This window comes from Polymorphospora sp. A560, from assembly GCF_045781765.1.
Lineage (GTDB): Bacteria > Actinomycetota > Actinomycetes > Mycobacteriales > Micromonosporaceae > Polymorphospora > Polymorphospora lycopeni.
In genome coordinates this window covers 616,214-634,909 of sequence record NZ_CP122282.1, presented here as the reverse complement: position 1 = coordinate 634,909, position 18,696 = coordinate 616,214, and the positions used below count along the sequence as shown (strand labels likewise).

The following is an 18,696-nucleotide window of genomic DNA, read 5'->3' as shown; positions in this document are numbered from 1 at the left end:
ACCCCGCTCTTCGCGCCCGTACGGCGGACCGCCGGCATCCGCCTGCTCGGGCTGGCCGCCGGGCTGGCCCTGCTGGCCGTGGTGTGCCTGCTCTCGATCGCGTTCGGAACGCGACAGCTCCCCGTCGGACAGGTCGTCGACTCCTTTGTGGACCCCGGTCGGGTGCCCGCCGACGTACTCGCCATCGTGCGTGGCGTACGCATCCCGCGTACCGCCCTGGGGTTGCTGGCCGGCGCCTCGATCGGACTGGCCGGCGCGGTGATGCAGGGCCTGACCCGCAACCCGCTCGCCGACCCGGGCCTGCTCGGGGTCAGCGCCGGAGCCGCGTTCGGCATCGTCGTCGCGATGGCGCTACTGAACGTCACCGGCGTCTACGGCTACATCTGGTTCGCGCTGACCGGCGCGCTGCTGGCCAGCGCCGTCGTGTATGTGCTCGGCGGTCTCGGCCGCGGCGGCGCCACCCCGGTCAAGCTCGCCCTGGCCGGCGTCGGCGTGACCCTCCTGATCGGATCGCTGACCAGCGCCATCGTGCTCTCCAGCCCGCTGGCCCTGGACCGCTTCCGGTTCTGGACCGCCGGTTCGATCGCCGGCCAGGACGCCGGCGTGGTGCTGCGCATCCTGCCGTTCCTGGCCGCCGGCGTAGTCCTCGCGCTCGGCACCGCGCCGGCCCTGAACAGCCTCGCCCTCGGCGACCAGGTCGCCCGGGCACTCGGCCAGCGGATCGGCTGGATCAGATTGCAGGGCGCGCTCGCCGTCACCCTGCTGGCCGCCGGCGCCGTCGCCGTCACCGGCCCGATCGTCTTCGTCGGCCTCGTCGTCCCGCACCTGGTCCGGATGGTCACCGGCCCGGACTACCGCTGGCTGCTGCCGTACACGATCGTCTACTCCCCCGTCCTGCTGCTCGCCGCCGACGTCGCCGGCCGGATCGTGGCCCGCCCCGGCGAAATCCAGGTCGGGGTCATCGTCGCCTTCATCGGCGGCCCCTTCTTCATCGCGCTGGTCCGCCGGCGCCGACTCGCGGAGCTGTAGCCGGTGACCTTCCTGGAAACCTCGACCGCCGCCGGCCGGACCACGTTCCGGTTGGCGCGGCCGGCCGTCTCCGGCGTGCTCGCGCTGCGCCCGATCGCGGTCGGCACCCTGCTCGCCGCCGTCACCTTCGCGGCGTTCTGCGTCAGCGTCGCGGACGGCCGGATCCAGATCCCGCTCACCGACGTGGTCCCCGCCCTCTTCGGCCACGGCGACCCGGGCACGCTGCTCGTCGTACGGGAGTTGCGGCTGCCCCGCGCCCTGACCGGACTGCTGGTCGGCGCCGCGTTCGGGCTGTCCGGGGCGGTGTTCCAGGCGATGACCGGCAACCCGCTGGCCAGCCCCGACATGATCGGGGTGATCGCCGGGGCGCAGACCGCCGTCGTCGCCGGCATCGTGCTCGGCTTCGGCGCCGGCCTCGGCACCCAGACGCTCGGCGTGGTCGGCGCGCTGATCGCCGCACTCGTCGTGTACCTGCTCGCCTGGGGACGCGGCACCACCGGATACCGGCTCGTGCTGGTCGGCGTCGGGGTCGCCTGGATGTGCACCAGCGCCACCGACTACCTGGTGGCCCGGGCGATGCCGTACGAGGCCCGGGCGGCGGTCGGCTGGCTGGTCGGCAGCCTCAACGAACGCGGCTGGCACCACGTACGCCCGCTGGCCCTGGCGATGGCCGTGCTGGTGCCGGCCGTCCTGCTGCTCGGCCGCTGGCTGGGCACCCTGCACCTGGGCGACCCGGTCGCGACCGCCCTGGGCACCCCGGTCGGCTACGCCCGGATCGCGCTGCTGGTGACCGGCGTCGGGCTGGCCGCCTTCGGCACCGCCGCCGCCGGCCCGATCCTGTTCGTCGCGCTGGTCTCGCCCCAGATCGCCCAGCGGCTGGCCGGCCGGGCCACCCCGCCGCCGCTGATCTCCGCCGTCACCGGCGCCCTCATCGTGCTGGCCGGCGACCTGGTCAGCCGGATCGTGCTGGCCGACGCGCGCCTGCCGATCGGGGTGGTGACCGGGGTGCTCGGCGCTCCCGTCCTGCTCTGGCTCCTCGTCCGCGCCAACCGCACCGGTTCAGGAGGATGACCGTGAAACGTGACCTGTCCGGCACGCCCGAACCCGACCTGCCGCACCCGCCGGAACTGCACGCCACCGGACTGCGGCTGGGCTACGACGGCACCATCGTCGTCGACGGGCTCGACCTCGCCGTCCCGGCCGGCCGGATCACCGTGATCATCGGCGGCAACGCGTGCGGCAAGTCGACCCTGCTCCAGTCGCTGGCCCGGCTGCTCACCCCGCGCGGCGGGGCGGTGCACCTCGACGGCCGGTCGATCCACGGCATGCCGACCCGGCAGGTGGCCCGCCGGATCGGCATCCTGCCGCAGTCGCCGGTCGCGCCCGCCGGGCTCACCGTGATCGACCTGGTGACCCGCGGCCGGTCGCCGTACCAGACGTGGTGGCGGCAGTGGTCGGTCGAGGACGAGCGGGCGGTCACCGGAGCGCTCACCGCCACCGGGATGCTCGAACACGCCAACCGGCCGATCGACGCGCTCTCCGGCGGGCAGCGACAGCGGGCCTGGATCGCCATGGCGATCGCGCAGGGCACCCCGGTGCTGCTGCTCGACGAGCCGACCACCTATCTCGACCTGGCGCACCAGATCGACGTACTCGATCTGGTGGTCGACCTCAACCGCCGCGACGGCCGGACCGTCGTGATGGTGCTGCACGACATCAACCAGGCCGCCCGCTACGCCGATCATCTGATCGCGATGAAGGCCGGCCGGATCGTCCGGCAGGGACACCCGGCCGAGGTGGTCACCGCGGAACTGATCGAGGAGGTCTTCGACCTGGACTGCCAGGTCGGCGTCTGCCCGGTCAGCGACGCCCCGATGATCATTCCGATGGGGCGGCACCACGGGGCCCGTACGCCCAACCTGGCGGTCCGGTGACCGTCGCGACCGCCGCCGGGCCGGTCACCGGCGGCCGGGTGCTGCGCCGCGCGGTCACCGGCCAGACCAGGTACGTCGTTCCCGCCGGCCTGCTCGCCACCGGTCACCAGGCCGGCGAGGCGCTGGTGCCGGTCCTGATCGGCGTCGTCGTCGACGAGGCGGTCTCCACCGGCTCGACCGGTGCGCTGTTCGGCTGGCTCGGCGTGCTCGGCGCGGTCTTCCTCGGGCTGTCGACGAGCTACCGGTTCGCCGCCCGGGCCGGCGAACGCGCCGCCGAGCAGGCCGCCCACGAGATCCGCCGGGAGTTGACCGGCCGCGTCCTCGCCCCGTACGGCGGTGCCGAGACCGGGCAGTTGCCCGGCGCGCTGGTCAGCGTCGCCACCAGCGACGCGGGCCGGGTCGGCGCGGTCAACATGGCTGTCACCGCCGGCATCGCCGCCCTGGCCGCGTTGGTGACCACCGTCGTGGCGCTGCTGACCATGTCGGTGCCGCTCGGTCTGCTGATCCTGCTCGGCGCCCCGCCGGTGCTGGTCGCCGCCCACCTGCTCGGCCGGCCGTTGCAGAAGCGCAGCGCGGTCGAGCAGGAGAACGCGGCCCTGGCCTCCGGTGTCGCCGCCGACCTCGTGGCCGGCCTGCGGGTGCTCAAGGGGATCGGTGCCGAGCCAGCGGCCCTGGCCCGCTACCGGGTGATCAACCGGCGGTCGCTGGCCGCCACCCTGCGGGCCGCGAACGCCCAGGGCTGGCACGACGGCGCCCTGCTCGGCATCACCGGCGTGTTCATCGCGGCCGTCGCGCTGGTCGGCGCGCGGCTGGCCAGCCAGGGCGCGATCAGCGTCGGCGACCTGGTCGCCGCCGTCGGGCTGGCGCTCTTCCTGTTCAACCCGCTGTCGGTGGTCGCCTGGGTCAACGGGCAGCTGGCGCTGGCCCGGGCCTCGGCGGCCCGGGTGGCGGCGGTGCTGTCGGCGCCACCGGCGGTCCCGGCCGGCCCTGCCGCACCGGACACCCCGGTCCGTGGCGAGCTGCGGTTCGACGGTGTGGAGCACGGGCCGCTGCGGATCGGTGACCTGCGGGTCGCGCCGGGCGAACTGCTCGGCGTGGTGACCGCCGACCCCGCGGCGGCCGGCCTGCTGGTGCGCTGCCTGGCCCGGGAGACCGATCCCCTCCAAGGGTCGATCACATTGGACGGTGTTGCCCTGGCCGGACTCGAACCGGACCGGGTCCGGGCGGTGGTCGTCACCGCCGCGCACGACGCGGTGCTTTTCGACGGCACCGTACGCGACAACGTCACCGCCGTCGGCGGCCCGACCGCCCCGGTCGACGCCGTGCTCGCCGCCACCCGCGTCGACGAGGTGGCCCGGGGGCTGCCGGCCGGGCTGGACACCGCGGTCGGGGAACGCGGCCGGTCGCTCTCCGGTGGCCAGCGGCAGCGGGTCGCCCTGGCCCGGGCCCTGGCCGCCGACCCGCCGGTGCTGGTCGTGCACGACCCGACCACCGCCGTGGACGCCGCGACCGAGAGCCACATGGCCGCCCACCTGCGCCGGCTGCGTGCCGGCCGGACGACGGTCGTCGTGACGACCAGCCCCACCCTGCTCGCCGTCACCGACCGGGTGGTGCTCCTCGACGCCGAGGGGGGCATCGTCTCGGGCCGGCACGGGGAACTCGTCGCCGCCGACAAGCGGTATGCCACGACGGTCCTGGCCTGACCGGCCACCGTCCCGGCGCCGCTGTCTCGACCACCGCTGTCCCGACCCGCTGTCTTCACCACCGACGGGAGGCACGATGCCGAACGTACTGCCCATCGCCAGCCGGGCGCAGGCCGTCGCGGCGGTACGCCGGCTGCTGCGGCCCCGCCGGGCGCTGGCCGCCGGCTCGCTGGCCGTGCTCACCGCCGCGACCGCCGTCGGGCTGCTCACCCCGCCGATCCTGGGCCACCTCGTCGACCTGGTCACCCGGGGCCGGTCGGTCGACGCCCTCACCCTGCCGGCGGTGCTGCTCGTCGTGGTGGCCGTGGTGCAGGGAGTCAGCACCGCGATCGGCATCGGGATGCTCGCCCGGCTCGGCGAGGGCATGCTCGCCGAGCTGCGCGAACGGTTCGTCGAACGGGCTTTGGCACTGCCGCTGAACCGGGTGGAACAGGCCGGGTCGGGCGACCTGACGTCGCGGGTCACCGGCGACGTCGAGGTGATCGCCGAAGCGGTCCGGGCAGCCCTTCCCGAACTGGTGCGTTCGGTGCTGGCCATCGGGCTGACCCTGGTCAGCCTCGCCGTACTGGACTACCGCTTCTTCGTCGCCGCCCTGCTCGCCGCCCCGATCCAGGCGCTGACCGTCCGGTGGTACCTGCGGCACAGCGGCCCCCTGTACGCCGCCCACCGCCTGGCGGTCGGCGCCCAGCAGCAGCAACTGCTGGAGACCGTCGGCGGGGCCGCGACCGTACGGGCGCTGCGGCTCGGTGACCAGCACGTCGACCGGGTCACCCGGCGCTCGTGGTCGGCGGTGGACCTGGCGCTGCGGGCGATCCGCCTGATCACCCGGTTCTACGGGCGGCTCAACCTGGCCGAGTACGTCGGGCTGGCCGCCGTACTCGTGGCGGGGTTCCTGCTGGTCCGCTCCGGTGAGGTCTCGATCGGTACGGCGACCGCCGCGGCGCTGTACTTCCACAACCTCTTCGGTCCGGTCAACGCCGCCCTGCGGCTGGTCGACGACGCACAGGTGGCGGCGGCCAGCCTGACCCGGCTGGTCGGGGTGGCGGAGCTGCCGTCGCCCGTGGACGGACCGGCCCGGCCCGCCCCGGTCGACGGTTCCCTGAAGATCGCCGAGGTCGGGTACGCCTACCAGGCCGGCCACCCGGTGATCAGGGGCGTGACGCTGGAGATCAGCCCCGGGCAGCGGGTGGCGCTGGTCGGGGCGAGCGGCGCCGGCAAGACCACGCTGGCGCAGCTCGTCGCCGGCATCCACCAACCGGACCACGGCACGATCATGCTCGGCGGGCTCGACCTGGCCGGGCTGAGCGCGGCGGAGCGCCGCCGTACGGTCGCCGTGGTCACCCAGGAGGTGCACGTGTTCGCCGGCCCGCTCGCCGACGACCTGCGACTGTCCAAGGTGGATGCGACGGACGCCGAGCTGCGGGCGGCGCTCGCCGGGGTCGGCGCCCTGGACTGGGCGCTGGCCCTGCCCGACGGGCTGGACACCGTGGTCGGCGACGGCGGCCACCAGCTCTCGGTGACGCAGGCCCAGCAGCTCGCGCTGGCCCGGCTGGTGCTCGCCGACCCGAAGGTGGTGGTCCTCGACGAGGCGACCGCCGACGCCGGCAGCGCGGGCGCGAAGGTGCTGGAGCGGGCCGCCGACCGGACGCTGGCCGGCCGTACGGCGCTGGTGGTCGCGCACCGTCTCACCCAGGCCGCGGCGGCGGACCGGATCGTGGTCCTCGACGCCGGCCGGATCGTCGAGACCGGCACCCACGACGAGCTGACCGCGCTACCGGACGGCCGCTACGCCACCCTGTGGCAGGCCTGGTCCGGCTCCCGCTCTCGCCCCGCTGATCAAGGAGAAGTCGTGGCCGGAGACGGGCAAAACACCCACGACTAGTCCTTGATCAGCGCAACGGGCGAGGTGCGGTGGGCGAGGCGGGGTGGGCGGCGGCTATGACGCGGGTCAGGGCCTCGTGCAGGCTCTGCAGCTCAGCCAGGGGCAGGCCGAGCCGTTCGACGACCGCCGGCGGGATGCCCTCCGCCTGCGCGCGCAGGTCACGACCGGTGGTGGTCAGCGTCACCGCCAGGCTGCGCTCGTCGCGAGGGTCGCGCTCGCGGCGTACGTAGCCGATCGCCTCCAGGCGCTTGAGCAGGGGTGACAGCGTGCCGGGGTCCAACTGGAGCAGCCCGCTGAGGTCCTTGACGGACAGTGGCGCGTATTGCCACAGGGCGAGCATGACCAGGTATTGCGGGTGGGTCAGGCCCATCGGCTCCAGCAGCGGGCGGTAGACGGCCACCACGCCCCGGGCGGCGACGGACAGCGCGAAACACACCTGCCGCTCCAGAGCGAGCAGGTCGTCCTGGTCACTGACAGGCTCGGCCACGGCTGCTAGCGTACCAACAGTTTGTGCACCAATCATTGGCGCCACAATCGAGGCGAGGAGAACGTGACATGACCGAGTCACCGGCACGGAAGCCGGAAAAGGGCGACCGGATGTTCAACTTCCTCTTCAAGATCCTCGGCCCGCCGACGGTCGACAACGCCCTCCAGGGCTGCTCGAGCCAGGCCCACGAACTGTGGAAGAAGGACCTCGAAGCACGCAAGCGCTACAGCCGGGAGCAGCGCGAGAAGAAGCGCGCCGCCGAGCAGGCCGCCCGCGACAACCGGACGTTCGACGTACGCTGACCGCCCGGCACGCAGCCGCCGGTCAGCCGGTGATGTCGTCGATCGCCCGGTCCGCGACGGCGAGCACCGCCGTCCCGCCACCCCGGCCGTGGGTGTCGATCGCGGTGTCGACGAACTTGATCGCGTGCGGGTCGCCGCCAGCGGCTGCCCGGTCGACCAGGTCATGGACCCCGGTCCCGGCCCGCGGTGCCGGGGCGGGGCGGGCGTCGGCCGGCGCGTACGCGGCGGTGACGGCGGCCGTCGCGGCCCAGGCAGCGGCGAGGCTCGGCGCCCAGAGCGCGGCGGGCAGGGCCGGCAGAGTACGTAGCACCGCGTTCGGCGCGGTCGCGGCGTGCACAGGCATGACCGGTTCGGCGTACCCGTGACCGCCGAACCGGACGACCGCCGCGTCCACGACGGCGGCGAGCCGGGCCGGTACCGGCCCGGCCGGGTCGCCCCGGCACCGCACCGGCGGCGGCCGGCCAGCCGGGCAGGTTGGCCAGCTGGGCGAGCCGGGCCCGGATGCCGTGGCGCTGGTCCGGCGCCCGGGGTACGGCGTCGAGCGCCGATCTCGGGTCGGTCGACGGGTACCGCCCGGCGCCGGGCGCCGCCAGCGGCTGCCACCGGGCCGCCCAGTAGGCCAGCCCGTGGCCGAGTTCGGTGACGCGCGGGGCCGTCTCGGCGTCGAGCAGGGCGCGGACGGCGTGCCCGACCCGGATCACGCCGTGCGTGGCGCCGGCGGCGATGCCGGGCAGCAGGCGGGGCCACCACCGGGCGAGCACGTCGCGCCACGGTTCGCCGGCCAGTTCGCGCTCGAAGTGGTCGAGCCAGTCGCCGGTGCGTACCGGGTCGCCGAGCGGGTCGCGCCACTCGTCGGCGGTGATCGGGTCGATGCCACGGGGCCGCTCTTCGAGCCGGTCGGCGTAGCCGTCGAGCCAGCGGTGGACGTCGTCACCGTGGCCGTGCCGGGTCAGGCACTCGACCGCCATCGGGGCGTGGTTGGACAGCCAGCCGGTGCGTTCCGGCCCGGTGTGCCGGAGCCGGTCGTACGCCTGGTCGAGGATCGGGGTGGTCATGCGTACGACGGTCACACCTGTAGTCCGCTTCAAGTCAACCACCGGCCCGGTCCAGGGCGGACGGTGCGACGAAGGCCGCTTCCGGGAACCGTGGGAGGGCCGCGTCCGACTACCCGCTGTGGGGGTCGCGCGACCGTGGGTCGGGCCACCCGCCATCGCTGAACGACGCCAGCCTGGAAGGCACCTGATGTCAAACAAGACCAGCCGCCGCCCGAAGCCGTCCGAGGGCACCGCCCGCCCGGCCGGCGGGCCGAAGCGTGACGGCTCCGCGAACGCCCGGAACGCGACCGCCGCCGCCCGGAGCCGCAAGGCCGGCGGCAAGGCCGCGAAGGCGATCCGCGACCAGGGCATGAGCACCAACATGAAGGTGACCCTGGCCCTGCTCGGGGTGGTGCTGGTCGGGTTGGGCGCGCTGTTCGTGGTGGTCCAGCGTGGCAGCGACGACGCGCGGGCGGCCGCCGCCGAGCGGGTGGTCCGCGACGACAGTCACCGGCTGTCGGTCGCCGCCGACGGCAGGGTCACCGTCGTGGAGTTCCTCGACTTCGAGTGCCCGTCGTGCGCGGCGGTGTATCCGGCGGTCGAGCAGCTGCGTGCCGAGTACGACGGCCGGATCGACTACGTGGTGCGCAACTATCCGCTGCCGATGCACGCCAACGCGATGAACGCCGCGCTCGCCGTGGAGGCCGCCGCCAAGCAGGACGCGTTCGAGGGGATGTACCAGAAGCTGTTCGAGACGCAGCGGACCTGGGGCAACCAGTCGCAGGACCAGGCCGCGACGTTCGAGGGGTACGCCCGCGAACTCGGGCTGGACGTCGACCGCTACCGCGCCGACGTGGCCGATCCGGCGACCGCGGCCCGGGTCAATACCGACCGCGAGGACGGGAGCGCGGCCGGGGTGACCGGCACGCCGACGTTCTTCGTCAACGGCGAGCGGTTCGACGGGCAGCCGACGTACGCCGGCCTGAAGGCCGCGGTCGACGCGGCGCTGGCCGAGTGAGCGCGCGTCCGGCGGTGCCGGCCGCCCGCCGTACCCGTCCGTCACCCAGGTCGACCCGGGTAGAGCCGGCGGCGGAGGAGACCGAACCGGTACGACCGGTCGGGCCGGTGCCGTTCGCGGCCCGGATCGTCGGTTGGGTGCTCGCGCTCGGTGGCGGGATCGGCGCCCTGGCCGCGTTCGTGCTCACCGTCGAGAAGATCAACCTGATCGAGGACCCGAGCTACCGGCCGACGTGCAGCATCAACCCGATCCTGTCCTGCGGTTCGGTGATGACGACGCCGCAGGCCGAGGTGTTCGGCTTTCCGAACCCGCTGGTCGGCATCGCCGGTTTCAGCGTGGTCACCACGATCGGCGTCCTGGTGCTGGCCGGTGCCCGGCTGCCGAGATGGGTCTGGCTGGGGTTGCAGGCCGGGGCGACGTTCGGCGTGGTCTTCGTGCACTGGCTGGTGTATCAGAGCCTCTACCGGATCGGCGCGTTGTGCCCGTACTGCATGGTGGTCTGGGTCGTCATGATCGCCATCTTCTGGTACGCGACGCTGCACAACCTGCACCACCGGCACCTGCCGGTGCCCGGTGCGGCCGGCCGGGGCGCCGACACGCTGGTCCGCCTGCACACCGTCGGGCTGACCGTCTGGTTCCTGGTCCTGGTCGGTCTGATCGGGGAGGCGTTCTGGACGTACTGGCGTACGTTGCTGTGACCGACCGACCGGCCGGCGGCGCGTGCCGCCGGCCGGGTGCGGATCACGCCGGCAGCAGGTCCTCCGGCAGGTCCTGGTAGGCGACCGGACGCAGGAACCGGTTGATCGCCATGGTGCCGACCGAGGTGGTCCGGGCGTCCGAGGTGGCCGGGTACGGTCCACCGTGGACCATCGCCGGGCCGACCTCGACACCGGTCGGCCAGCCGTTGTAGATGATCCGGCCGGCCCGGCGCTCCAGCACCGGCAGCAGTTTCGCGGCCAGGTCGTGGTCGGCCGGGTCGGCGTGCAGGGTGGCGGTGAGCTGTCCGGCCAGGTGACCGGCGGCCTCGACCAGTTCTTCGGGCGTGGCGCAGGAGACCAGGACCGAGGTGGCGCCGAAGACCTCCTCCTGCAACTGCGGCTCGGCCAGCAGGGTCTTGGCGTCGGTCTGGTAGACGGCGGGCACGCAGGCGTTCGGGGCGTCGCTGGCGGCGCCCCGGGCGACCAGGCTCACCGAGGGAAGGCCGGCCAGTTCGGCGTTGCCGGCCCGGTATGCCGACGCGATGCCGGCGGTCAGCATGGTCTGTGCGGCCTGCCCGCCGAGCAGCCCGGCGACCGTCTCGCGGAAGGTGTCCAGGTCCGGGCCTTCGACGGCGAGGAGCAGGCCGGGGTTGGTGCAGAACTGGCCGGCGCCCATCGTGAGCGAGTTGACGTAGCCGGTCGCGGTCTCGGCCGCGGCGGCGGCGAGCTTGCCGGGCAGGAGGAACACCGGGTTGATGGCGGACATCTCGGCGTAGACCGGGATCGGGACCGGGCGGCGCTGCGCGATGGCCATCAGCGCGGTGCCGCCGGCCCGGGAGCCGGTGAAGCCGACGGCGGCGATCCGGGGGTCGGCGACGAGTTGTCCGCCGGTCTCGTTGCCGGCGCCGAAGACCAGCGAGAAGACGCCGTCGGGCATCCCGGTGGTCCGGGCGGCGTCGGCGACGCAGGCCCCGGCGAGTTCGCCGGTGCGCAGGTGGGCGAGGTGGCCCTTGACGACGACCGGGCAGCCGGCGGCCAGCGCCGAGGCCGTGTCGCCGCCGGCGACCGAGAACGCCAGCGGGAAGTTCGAGGCGCCGAAGACCGCGACCGGGCCGAGCGGGATGTAGCGCGACCGCAGGTCGGGCCGGGGCAGCGGGGTCCGGTCCGGCTGGGCCGGCACGTGCCGGGGATCGCGCCAGTCCGGGGTCGCCAGCAGGTCGGCGAACATCCGGAGCTGGTTGGCGGTCCGGCCGAGTTCGGTGCGGGCCCGGCCTTCGGCGAGTCCGGTCTCGGCCTGTACGGCGGCGACGAGCTGCTCGCCGGCCGCTTCGAGGTTGTCGGCGATCTTCCGCAGGAACCCGGCGCGGGCCTGGTCCGGCAGGGACCGGTACGCGTCGAAGGCGGCGTCGGCGCGGCGGCACGCCTCGGCGACGGCGGTGCCGTCGTCCATCCCGTACGCCGGCTCCAGTTCCTCGCCGGTGGCCGGGTCGACGGGCCGCCGAACGCCCGCGGTGCCGCGGACCCGGTCGGTGCCGATGAACATCTCTCCGGTGAGCTGCATGGTCGCCTCCGGTCAGCCGTCGAGGTGGGCGGGGTCGGTGAGCCGGTCGCGGGCGGCCGGGTCGCGGTGCACGGCGAGCGCCCAGAAGAGCAGGGCGATCCCCATCGCCCCGGCGTCCGGGGTGCCGAGCACCCGTTCGCCGACGTAGCTGGCGCGACCCATCCGGGCCCGCAGGTCGGCGGTGGCCCGGGCGTTGGCGAGTGCGGCGGTGGCGGTCGCGGTCCAGTCGACCGGCCCGGTCGCGTCGTTGAGGCCGTCGATGGTCGGGGCGAGGCAGTCGACCATGGTGCGGTCGCCGACCTTCGCCTCGCCGACCCGCTGGATGGCGGCGAGGCCACCGGCGAGGCCGGCGACGAGCGCGGCGTCCTCGTCGCCCCGCTTCGCCAGTTCGGCGGCGGTCTCGCGCAGCAGGAGCCCGATCAGGGGTCCGCTGGTGCCGCCGACCTCGTCGAGGAACCAGGTGGCGGCCACGTCGAACTCGGTGGCGAGGTCGGCGCCGGACGGCAGCCGGGACACCACGCCGCGCAGGCCGTCGCGGAGGTTGTCGCCGAAGTCGCCGTCGCCGGCGACCTGGTCGATCCGGGTCAGTTCGGCGTGGGCGGCCTCGGCCGCGTCGAGGTAGGTCTTCATCAGCATTGGCGGTCTCACTTCCTGAGGACGGCGGTCCACGCGGGCGCGTGCCACAGTCCGGCCCAGCCGTCGTCGAGCATGGTGACGGTGATCGAGAAGCCCTTCATGTCCAGCGCGGGCGACCAGGTGCCGACGAGGCTGCCGGCGAGGCTGATGCCCCGGTCGGCGAGGTTCTCGGCGGTGCGCGCGAAGACGTTGTAGAGCTCGATGCCGGTGGTGCCGCCGAGGCCGTTGACCAGGACGATCGCCGAGTCGCCGGCAGGGGTCCTGGCGAGTACGTCGGCGACCATCCGGTCGACGAGTTCCTCCAGCGGGGGTCGGGGGATGCTGCGCTGGGCGCGTTCGCCGTGGATGCCGACGCCGTACTCGATCTGTCCGGGGTCGAGGACGAAGCCGGGTTCGCCGGTGACGTGCGAGGTGTGGGCGACGGACGCGACGGCGACGCTGCGCGAGCGGGCGGTCACGGCGCGGCCGAGTTCGGTGAGGCCGTCGAGGTCGAGGCCCTGGTCGGCGGCGGCGCCGAGGATCTTCTCGACGATCACGGTGGCGCCGGTGCCCCGGCGGCCGGTCGCGGTCTGCTCGCTCTCGGTGGCGACGTCGTCGTCGACGAGTACGCGTTCGACCCGGATGCCGTCGTGGCGCAGCCGCTCGGCGGCGATGCCGAAGTTGATCCGGTCGCCGGTGTAGTTCTTGACCACGTGCAGTACGCCGTCGGGTCCGGCGACCGCCCGGCTGGCCTCGTAGATCTGCCGGTTGTGCGGCGAGGCGAAGACCTTGCCCGGTACGGCGGCGTCGAGCATGCCGGCGCCGACGAGCCCGATGTGCATGGGTTCGTGGCCGGAGCCGCCGCCGGAGACGATCCCGACCCGGCGGCGCGGGTCGCGGTTGATCGCCTTGACGTACACCGGGTTCTGGTTGAGTTCGACGATGTCGGCGTGGTCGCGGGCGAATCCGAGCAGGGCCCGGTCGACGTAGTCGGCCCCGGACGAGAAGAAGGCTTCGGCCATGTCGTGGTCTCTCGATTCGGTTCAGCGGGTGCTGGGCGGGGCCAGTGACTCCCGCATGATCATCGTTGCCGGCAGTACGACGTCACCGAGGCCGCGTTCGCCGTCGAGCTGGCGCAGCAGCAGGTCGGCGGCGGCCCGGCCCATCTCGTACGCGGGCTGGTCGATCGCGCTGATCGGCGGGTCGACGAGCGGGAAGAGGTTCATGTCGTCGAAGGCCAGGATGCTGATGTCGGTCGGGATGCGCAGTCTGGCCTCCCGGATCGCCTTGAGCGCGCCGACGGTGACGAGGTTGTTGAAGCAGAACACCGCGGTCGGTCGGGGGTCGAGTTCGAGCAGCTCGTTCATCGCCTTGTAGCCGCCGGCCTCGCCGAGGTGGCCGTGCCGGATGAGTTCGTCGGGCAGGGCGGTCCCGGCCGCCTTGTAGGCGAGCCGGAATCCGGAGAGCCGCTGGCAGGCGGTGTCGAAGTCGCGCGGCCCGGAGATCATCGCGATCCGGGTGTGCCCCATCTCGAAGAGCTGGCTGATCGCGCCGCGGGTCACCTTGCGGTTGTCGGTGCGTACGAGTGGCGCCTTGATGCCCCGGGGCCGCCGGTCGACGAGGACCAGCGGGCCCCGGGTGGCACCGAGTGCGGTGGTGAATCCCTCGTCGGTGCCGACCGTGGTGGCGGCGAGGCCGGCGAGGGTGCCGTCCTGGAACGAGGTGAGCAGGTGGCGCTCACGCTCCGGGTTGAGGTGTGAGCTGGCGATGACGCAGTGGTAGCGCGCCTCCGCGGCCCGGTCCTCCAGCCCCTGCGCGACCTGTGCGTAGAACGGGTTCGTGATGTCCGGTACGAACAGGCCGAGCAGGTTGGACCGGCCGCGGGACAGGGCGCGTGCCGCGGCGCTGGGGACGTAGTCCAGCCGGAGGGCGGCGGCCCTGACCTTGGCCTTGGTCGCCGCCGTCACCGAGGCTTCGTCCCGCAGTGCGCGCGTCACGGTCGCGGTCGACACGCCGGCCAGTTTGGCCACGTCCCGGATTCCTGCCACCAGACGACTCCTTGTTCCAGGCCGAGGGATGTCCACCAGAGGTACAGCCTTCGGCGTCGGTGAGTCAATCACGCGGTGATCGCGCCGGCCTCCACGAGGGCGGCCCGGATCACCGCCTCCTCCTGCTCGCTGACCGGGGTGAGCGGGTGGGCGCCGAGCCCGCCGGTGCGGCCCTGGAGCTTCAGTGCGGTCTTGATGCGTACGGTCATGTTGGAACCGTCGATCGCGCGCCACACCGGCAGCAGCTTGTTGTGGATCTCCAGGGCGGTCTTGTGGTCGCCCTTCTGGACGGCGTCCCACTGGTCGACGCAGAGCTGCGGCACGACGGTGAGGGTGGCGCTGATGGCCCCGCCGGCGCCGAGCAGGTAGGCCGGGTAGAGCAGGTCGTCGACGGCGGTGAAGACGACGCCCTCGGTGGGGGCGGCCTTGAGCAGGTCGGCGAGCTGGTGGATGTTGCCGCCGGACTGCTTGACGCCGACGACGCCGGGGATCTCCTGGATGGCCCGGTAGACGGTGGTCGCCGGGATCAGCGCGTACGGGATCACGTTGTAGATCAGGACCGGCAGGTCGGTGGCGTCGCAGATCCGCCGGTAGTAGTCGAGGGTGGTCTCCTCGTCCGGCTGGAAGAGGTAGTGCACGGGGGTGACCTGGAGGGCGTCGACGCCGACCTCCTTGAGCGCGAGCCCGTAGCGGATGACCTCGGCGGTCGAGTCGCGGATGATGCCGGCGATCACCGGTACGGCGCCCTTGACCTCCTCGACGGCGATCTTGGCGACGGTTACGGACTGTTCAAGAGAGAGCATCTGTCCATCGCCGGTCGAGCCGGTGACGCACAGCCCGTGCACGCCCACCGCGAGGTGGAAGCGGATCTCCGCACGCAGGGCTTCGGTGTCGATGTTCTCCTCCGCGTCGAACGGAGTCACGAGCGGCGGAATGATCCCCGCGAACTCGGGTGCTGCTGAAGCCATGTGACGACCTCTCTCGACAGGGCTCAATGTTACCGGTTACAACTACGATCGAATATTTCGCATCACCTGGCGGATGTCAACCGTGGATTTGCGCTGCATGACAGGCTTGTTTCGAGCCTGCTCTTGACAGGTACGCGACGGCCACGTGATCGTGTAACCGATAACACAGACCACACACCGCACCGCTACCAGAGGACGAACCATGATCCGCAACCACCCCAGAGCGAGGCTCGCAGTCACCGCCGCCGCGGTGGCCGGGACCGTCGCGCTGCTCGCCGCGTGCAGCCCGCCCGGCGCCGGAACGGGCAGTTCGGCCGGCCGCGCGGACGACGGCGGACCCATCAATCTGACCTTCTGGACCAACCTCACGGTGAGTACTCAGGCCGGGGCGATCCAGCAGCAGGCCGAGCAGTGCGCCACCCAGCAGCAGGACGTCAGCGTGACGTTCGAGGCCGTCCCGTTCGACAGCATGTACCCGAAGATGGTGACCGCGTTCAAGGCGGGCAACGGCCCCGACGTCATGAACACCATCGAGGGTGGTGTCGCCGCCGCCGAGGCCGGCGGGTTCATCGTCCCCGTCGACGACGTCATCGACAGCCACGGCAAGGACGACTTCATCCCGTCCTTCCTGCACGCGGTCGGCAAGGACGACCAGACCTGGGCGGTGCCGGACTGGGCCCTGCACCAGGAGGTCTGGTACCGCAAGGACCTCTTCCAGGCCAAGGGCATCGAGATCCCGAAGTCGTGGCCCGAACTGCTGGCCGCCGCCAAGCAGCTCGACGACCCGGCGAACGGCGTACGCGGCTTCGCCGTACCGATGGGTTCGGCACTGGTCGCCCCGCAGACCTACTACCAGTTCCTGTACGCCAACGGCGTACACACCTTCGACCCGCGGACCGGCGAATACGCGCTCGACCGCGACCCGGCCAAGGCGATCGAGGCCACCCAGTTCATGCTCGACCTCTACAAGGCGGCGTCCCCGCCGGAGTCGCGCACCTGGTCGTGGAACGACTTCCGCACCGGATACGCGCAGGGCAAGCTCGCCATGGTGCTCGACTTCGGTGCCGTCGTCGGCCTGGCCGCCGAGCAGAACCCGAGCATGATCGACAACATGGGCGTCTTCCCGCTGCCCGGCCCGACCGCGGAAACCAAGCCGCAGGGCTCGATCGGCGGCGGCTACTTCTTCATGGTCGGCAAGAGCAACGAGCGGCGTGAGAAGGCCGCGAAGACGCTGGTCGAATGCATGATGCAGCCCGACCTGGCCGCCGCCCGCACCAACACCCGGCCGGTGTTCGCACTGCCGGCGACCAACAGCGCCGCGGAGTCCGCCACCTACACCGGCAACGAGACCGTGCGGCGTTTCGCCCCGGAGATCCAGACCATCCGGGAGAACATCCTGCCCGAGTGGTACCGCTACGGGATGGAGGCCGGTCTCAACCAGCTCGCCGGCCAGATCGAGGCGACCACGTTCGTCGGTGACCAGCTCCAGTCGGCCGCGGCCGGCAGCATCACCGCGGAGCAGGCCTTCAACAACATCAACGCCGAGATGAAGCGTCTCGCCAAAGTCAGCTGATTGGTTCCCCTGATGGCAATGACGCAACCTGCCTTCCTGTCCCGGACCCTGACCGGACGGCAGCAGCGCGCGGGCATGGCGTTCGCCGTGCCCGCGGCACTGCTCTTCGCGATAATCCTGGCGTACCCGATCTTCGAGAGTTTCCGTACGTCGCTGTTCTCCATCGACCTGCTGACCGGCGACGCCTCCTACGTGGGGCTGGACAACTACACGGCACTGGGCAGTGACCGCAACCTGCTGTCGACCATCGGCAACACCCTGCTGTGGACGGTGGTGTCACTGGCCGGCCAGCTCGTCCTGGGGCTGATCGCGGCGCTGCTCATCGACACCAACTGGCGCGGCATGCGCTGGATCCGGCAGCTCCTGCTGATCCCGTACGTCGTACCGGTCATCGCGACCGCCCTGGTCTGGCAGTGGATGCTCGACGGCCACTACGGAATCATCAGCAGCAACCTGCAATCGTGGGGATTCCTGCCGGCCGGCGCCACCCCGCTCGGCCTGGAGGGAACGGCGCTGTTCACCGTCATCCTGGTGAACATCTGGCGGGGCTTCCCCTTCGCGATGCTCGTCTACTGGGCCCGGATGCAGAGCATCGACAAGGCACAGTACGAGGCGGCCCGGGTCGACGGCGCCGGTGCCTGGCGCGAGTTCGTCCACATCACCCTGCCCAACCTGAAGTCGGCGACCATCGCGCTACTGGCCCTGCGCGGCATCTGGACGCTGATGTACTTCGAGCTGGTCTGGCTGCTCAGCCGCGGCGGGCCGGCCGGGTCGAGCGAGGTTCTCTCCACCTACATCTACAAAGTCGTGATGGGTGAGTTCCGGATCGGCTACGCCGCCGCCATCGCCTCGGCCGTCGGGCTCTTCCTCGCCGCGGTCGGCGTGGCCGGCTGGCTCGTGGTGCGGACCCGGGGAAGGCGGTCCAAGTGAGCGTGACAAGCGAAGCCAAGCGGCCCCCCACGGCGCGGGCCGACGGCGGGCCGACCCGCACCCCGGCGAAGGCACCGCCGAAAACGTCGGGGAAGAAGGTCGCCGCGGTCATCGGCCGGATCGTCGCCCTGGCACTGATCGTGTTCTTCGCGGTCGGGCCGATCCTGTGGATGGCGCTGAGTTCGTTCCGGCCCGCCGACGAACTCTTCCAGTCCGACCCGTCGCTGATCCCGTCCCGGCTGACCGGTGACTGGTACCGGGAGGTCTTCGAGGGCAGCGAGGCGGTGCGCTGGTTCGTCAACAGCTTCATCGTCGCCGTCGTCACCACGCTCGTCTCGGTGACCGTCGGCACCACCGCCGGATACGCGGTCAGCCGCTTCGAGTTCCCCGGCCGCAAGGTGCTGCTCGCCTGCCTGAGCGTGTCGTACCTCTTCCCGGCGATCCTGCTGCTGGTGCCGCTCTACCTGGCACTGTCGGCGCTCGGGCTGGTCGGTGGCCTCTTCGGCATCATCATCGCCCACCTGACCATCACCCTGCCGCTGACCACCTGGCTGATGAAGTCGTTCGTCGAGGCCGTACCGAAGGAACTGGAGGAAGCCGCCTGGGTCGACGGCCTCGGCTACTTCCGGTCCTTCCTCACGGTCACCCTGCCGCTGCTGCGGACCGGGCTGGCGACGACCGCCATGTTCTCGTTCATCCTCTCCTGGGACGAATACCTCTTCGCCAGTGTCATCGCACAGGGCCAGAACGTCACCGCACCGGTGGCGATGGCCGGTTTCGTCACCTCGTTCGACATCCGCTGGGGCGCGATCATGGCCCTGAGCACCCTGGTAACCATCCCCGTCGTCGGGCTCTTCTTCGTGCTCCAGCGCTACTACGAAAAGGGTCTGACCGCGGGCAGCGTGAAAGGCTGA

17 protein-coding genes and 1 pseudogene are annotated in these 18,696 nt (G+C 72.3%); 11 read left to right on the top strand and 7 right to left on the bottom strand.

Going from position 1 to position 18,696, the window contains the following annotated elements:
• Positions 1-63 precede the first annotated feature (63 nt).
• The 5 genes from QCD66_RS03020 to QCD66_RS03000 all read left to right on the top strand — a co-directional run bounded on the left by QCD66_RS03020 (position 64) and on the right by QCD66_RS03000 (position 6,548).
• The gene (locus QCD66_RS03020; RefSeq protein WP_375733706.1) at positions 64-1,029 is read left to right on the top strand and encodes a FecCD family ABC transporter permease; all 966 of its coding nucleotides are present in this window, start codon (positions 64-66) and stop codon (positions 1,027-1,029) included.
• 3 nt (positions 1,030-1,032) lie between these two features.
• On the top strand, positions 1,033-2,100 hold the full coding sequence (locus tag QCD66_RS03015; protein WP_375733671.1) for a FecCD family ABC transporter permease: 1,068 nt from the start codon (positions 1,033-1,035) through the stop codon (positions 2,098-2,100).
• Between the two features lie 2 nt (positions 2,101-2,102).
• Positions 2,103-2,963: an ABC transporter ATP-binding protein gene (locus tag QCD66_RS03010; protein WP_375733672.1), complete on the top strand. Its 861-nt coding sequence runs from the start codon at positions 2,103-2,105 to the stop codon at positions 2,961-2,963.
• Entirely contained in the window at positions 2,960-4,666 is a 1,707-nt protein-coding gene (locus tag QCD66_RS03005) for an ABC transporter ATP-binding protein (protein ID WP_375733673.1), read from the top strand. The genes QCD66_RS03010 and QCD66_RS03005 overlap by 4 nt, the downstream gene beginning before the upstream one ends.
• A 76-nt stretch (positions 4,667-4,742) precedes the next feature.
• A complete protein-coding gene (locus QCD66_RS03000) occupies positions 4,743-6,548 on the top strand; it encodes an ABC transporter ATP-binding protein (protein ID WP_375733674.1) in 1,806 nt (601 codons plus the stop codon).
• A gap of 7 nt (positions 6,549-6,555) precedes the next feature.
• On the opposite strand, the gene QCD66_RS02995 is transcribed toward QCD66_RS03000, so the two are convergent.
• The gene (locus QCD66_RS02995; protein ID WP_375733675.1) at positions 6,556-7,035 is read right to left on the bottom strand and encodes a MarR family winged helix-turn-helix transcriptional regulator; all 480 of its coding nucleotides are present in this window, start codon (positions 7,033-7,035) and stop codon (positions 6,556-6,558) included.
• A gap of 68 nt (positions 7,036-7,103) precedes the next feature.
• Here QCD66_RS02995 and QCD66_RS02990 point away from each other — a divergent pair, with 68 nt between their 5' ends.
• Entirely contained in the window at positions 7,104-7,337 is a 234-nt protein-coding gene (locus tag QCD66_RS02990; RefSeq protein WP_357536671.1) for a hypothetical protein, read from the top strand.
• A 22-nt stretch (positions 7,338-7,359) separates the two neighbouring features.
• On the opposite strand, the pseudogene QCD66_RS02985 reads toward QCD66_RS02990, so the two are convergent.
• A pseudogene (locus QCD66_RS02985) lies at positions 7,360-8,392 on the bottom strand (questin oxidase family protein).
• A 349-nt stretch (positions 8,393-8,741) separates the two neighbouring features.
• Here QCD66_RS02985 and QCD66_RS02980 point away from each other — a divergent pair.
• On the top strand, positions 8,742-9,389 hold the full coding sequence (locus QCD66_RS02980; RefSeq protein WP_375733707.1) for a DsbA family protein: 648 nt from the start codon (positions 8,742-8,744) through the stop codon (positions 9,387-9,389).
• 107 nt (positions 9,390-9,496) lie between these two features.
• Positions 9,497-10,087 carry a vitamin K epoxide reductase family protein gene (locus tag QCD66_RS02975; protein ID WP_375733708.1) on the top strand — a complete coding sequence of 197 codons (591 nt, stop codon included), beginning with the start codon at positions 9,497-9,499 and terminating at the stop codon, positions 10,085-10,087.
• 43 nt (positions 10,088-10,130) lie between these two features.
• Here QCD66_RS02975 and QCD66_RS02970 read toward each other — a convergent pair whose 3' ends face one another.
• The 5 genes from QCD66_RS02970 to QCD66_RS02950 form a co-directional block, all read right to left on the bottom strand.
• The gene (locus tag QCD66_RS02970; RefSeq protein WP_375733676.1) at positions 10,131-11,648 is read right to left on the bottom strand and encodes an aldehyde dehydrogenase (NADP(+)); all 1,518 of its coding nucleotides are present in this window, start codon (positions 11,646-11,648) and stop codon (positions 10,131-10,133) included.
• A gap of 12 nt (positions 11,649-11,660) precedes the next feature.
• Positions 11,661-12,284 (bottom strand): DAK2 domain-containing protein, encoded by a 624-nt coding sequence (locus QCD66_RS02965; protein WP_375733677.1) that lies wholly within the window; start codon positions 12,282-12,284, stop codon positions 11,661-11,663.
• A gap of 8 nt (positions 12,285-12,292) precedes the next feature.
• Positions 12,293-13,285: a dihydroxyacetone kinase subunit DhaK gene (locus tag QCD66_RS02960; RefSeq protein WP_375733678.1), complete on the bottom strand. Its 993-nt coding sequence runs from the start codon at positions 13,283-13,285 to the stop codon at positions 12,293-12,295.
• Between the two features lie 21 nt (positions 13,286-13,306).
• Positions 13,307-14,311, bottom strand: coding sequence for a LacI family DNA-binding transcriptional regulator (locus QCD66_RS02955; RefSeq protein WP_375733679.1), 1,005 nt, complete (start codon positions 14,309-14,311; stop codon positions 13,307-13,309).
• Positions 14,312-14,379: 68 nt separating this feature from the next.
• Positions 14,380-15,279: a dihydrodipicolinate synthase family protein gene (locus tag QCD66_RS02950; protein WP_364210465.1), complete on the bottom strand. Its 900-nt coding sequence runs from the start codon at positions 15,277-15,279 to the stop codon at positions 14,380-14,382.
• A 202-nt stretch (positions 15,280-15,481) separates the two neighbouring features.
• Between QCD66_RS02950 and QCD66_RS02945 the strand changes: the two genes are divergently transcribed.
• From QCD66_RS02945 to QCD66_RS02935, 3 genes are read left to right on the top strand one after another with little or no spacing between them, the layout of a single operon-like run.
• Positions 15,482-16,852, top strand: coding sequence for an ABC transporter substrate-binding protein (locus tag QCD66_RS02945; protein ID WP_375733680.1), 1,371 nt, complete (start codon positions 15,482-15,484; stop codon positions 16,850-16,852).
• 18 nt (positions 16,853-16,870) lie between these two features.
• Positions 16,871-17,782 (top strand): sugar ABC transporter permease, encoded by a 912-nt coding sequence (locus QCD66_RS02940; protein ID WP_364210459.1) that lies wholly within the window; start codon positions 16,871-16,873, stop codon positions 17,780-17,782.
• Positions 17,779-18,696, top strand: a complete 918-nt coding sequence (locus QCD66_RS02935; RefSeq protein ID WP_364210457.1) for a carbohydrate ABC transporter permease — start codon at positions 17,779-17,781, stop codon at positions 18,694-18,696. Before QCD66_RS02940 ends, QCD66_RS02935 begins: the two co-directional genes overlap by 4 nt.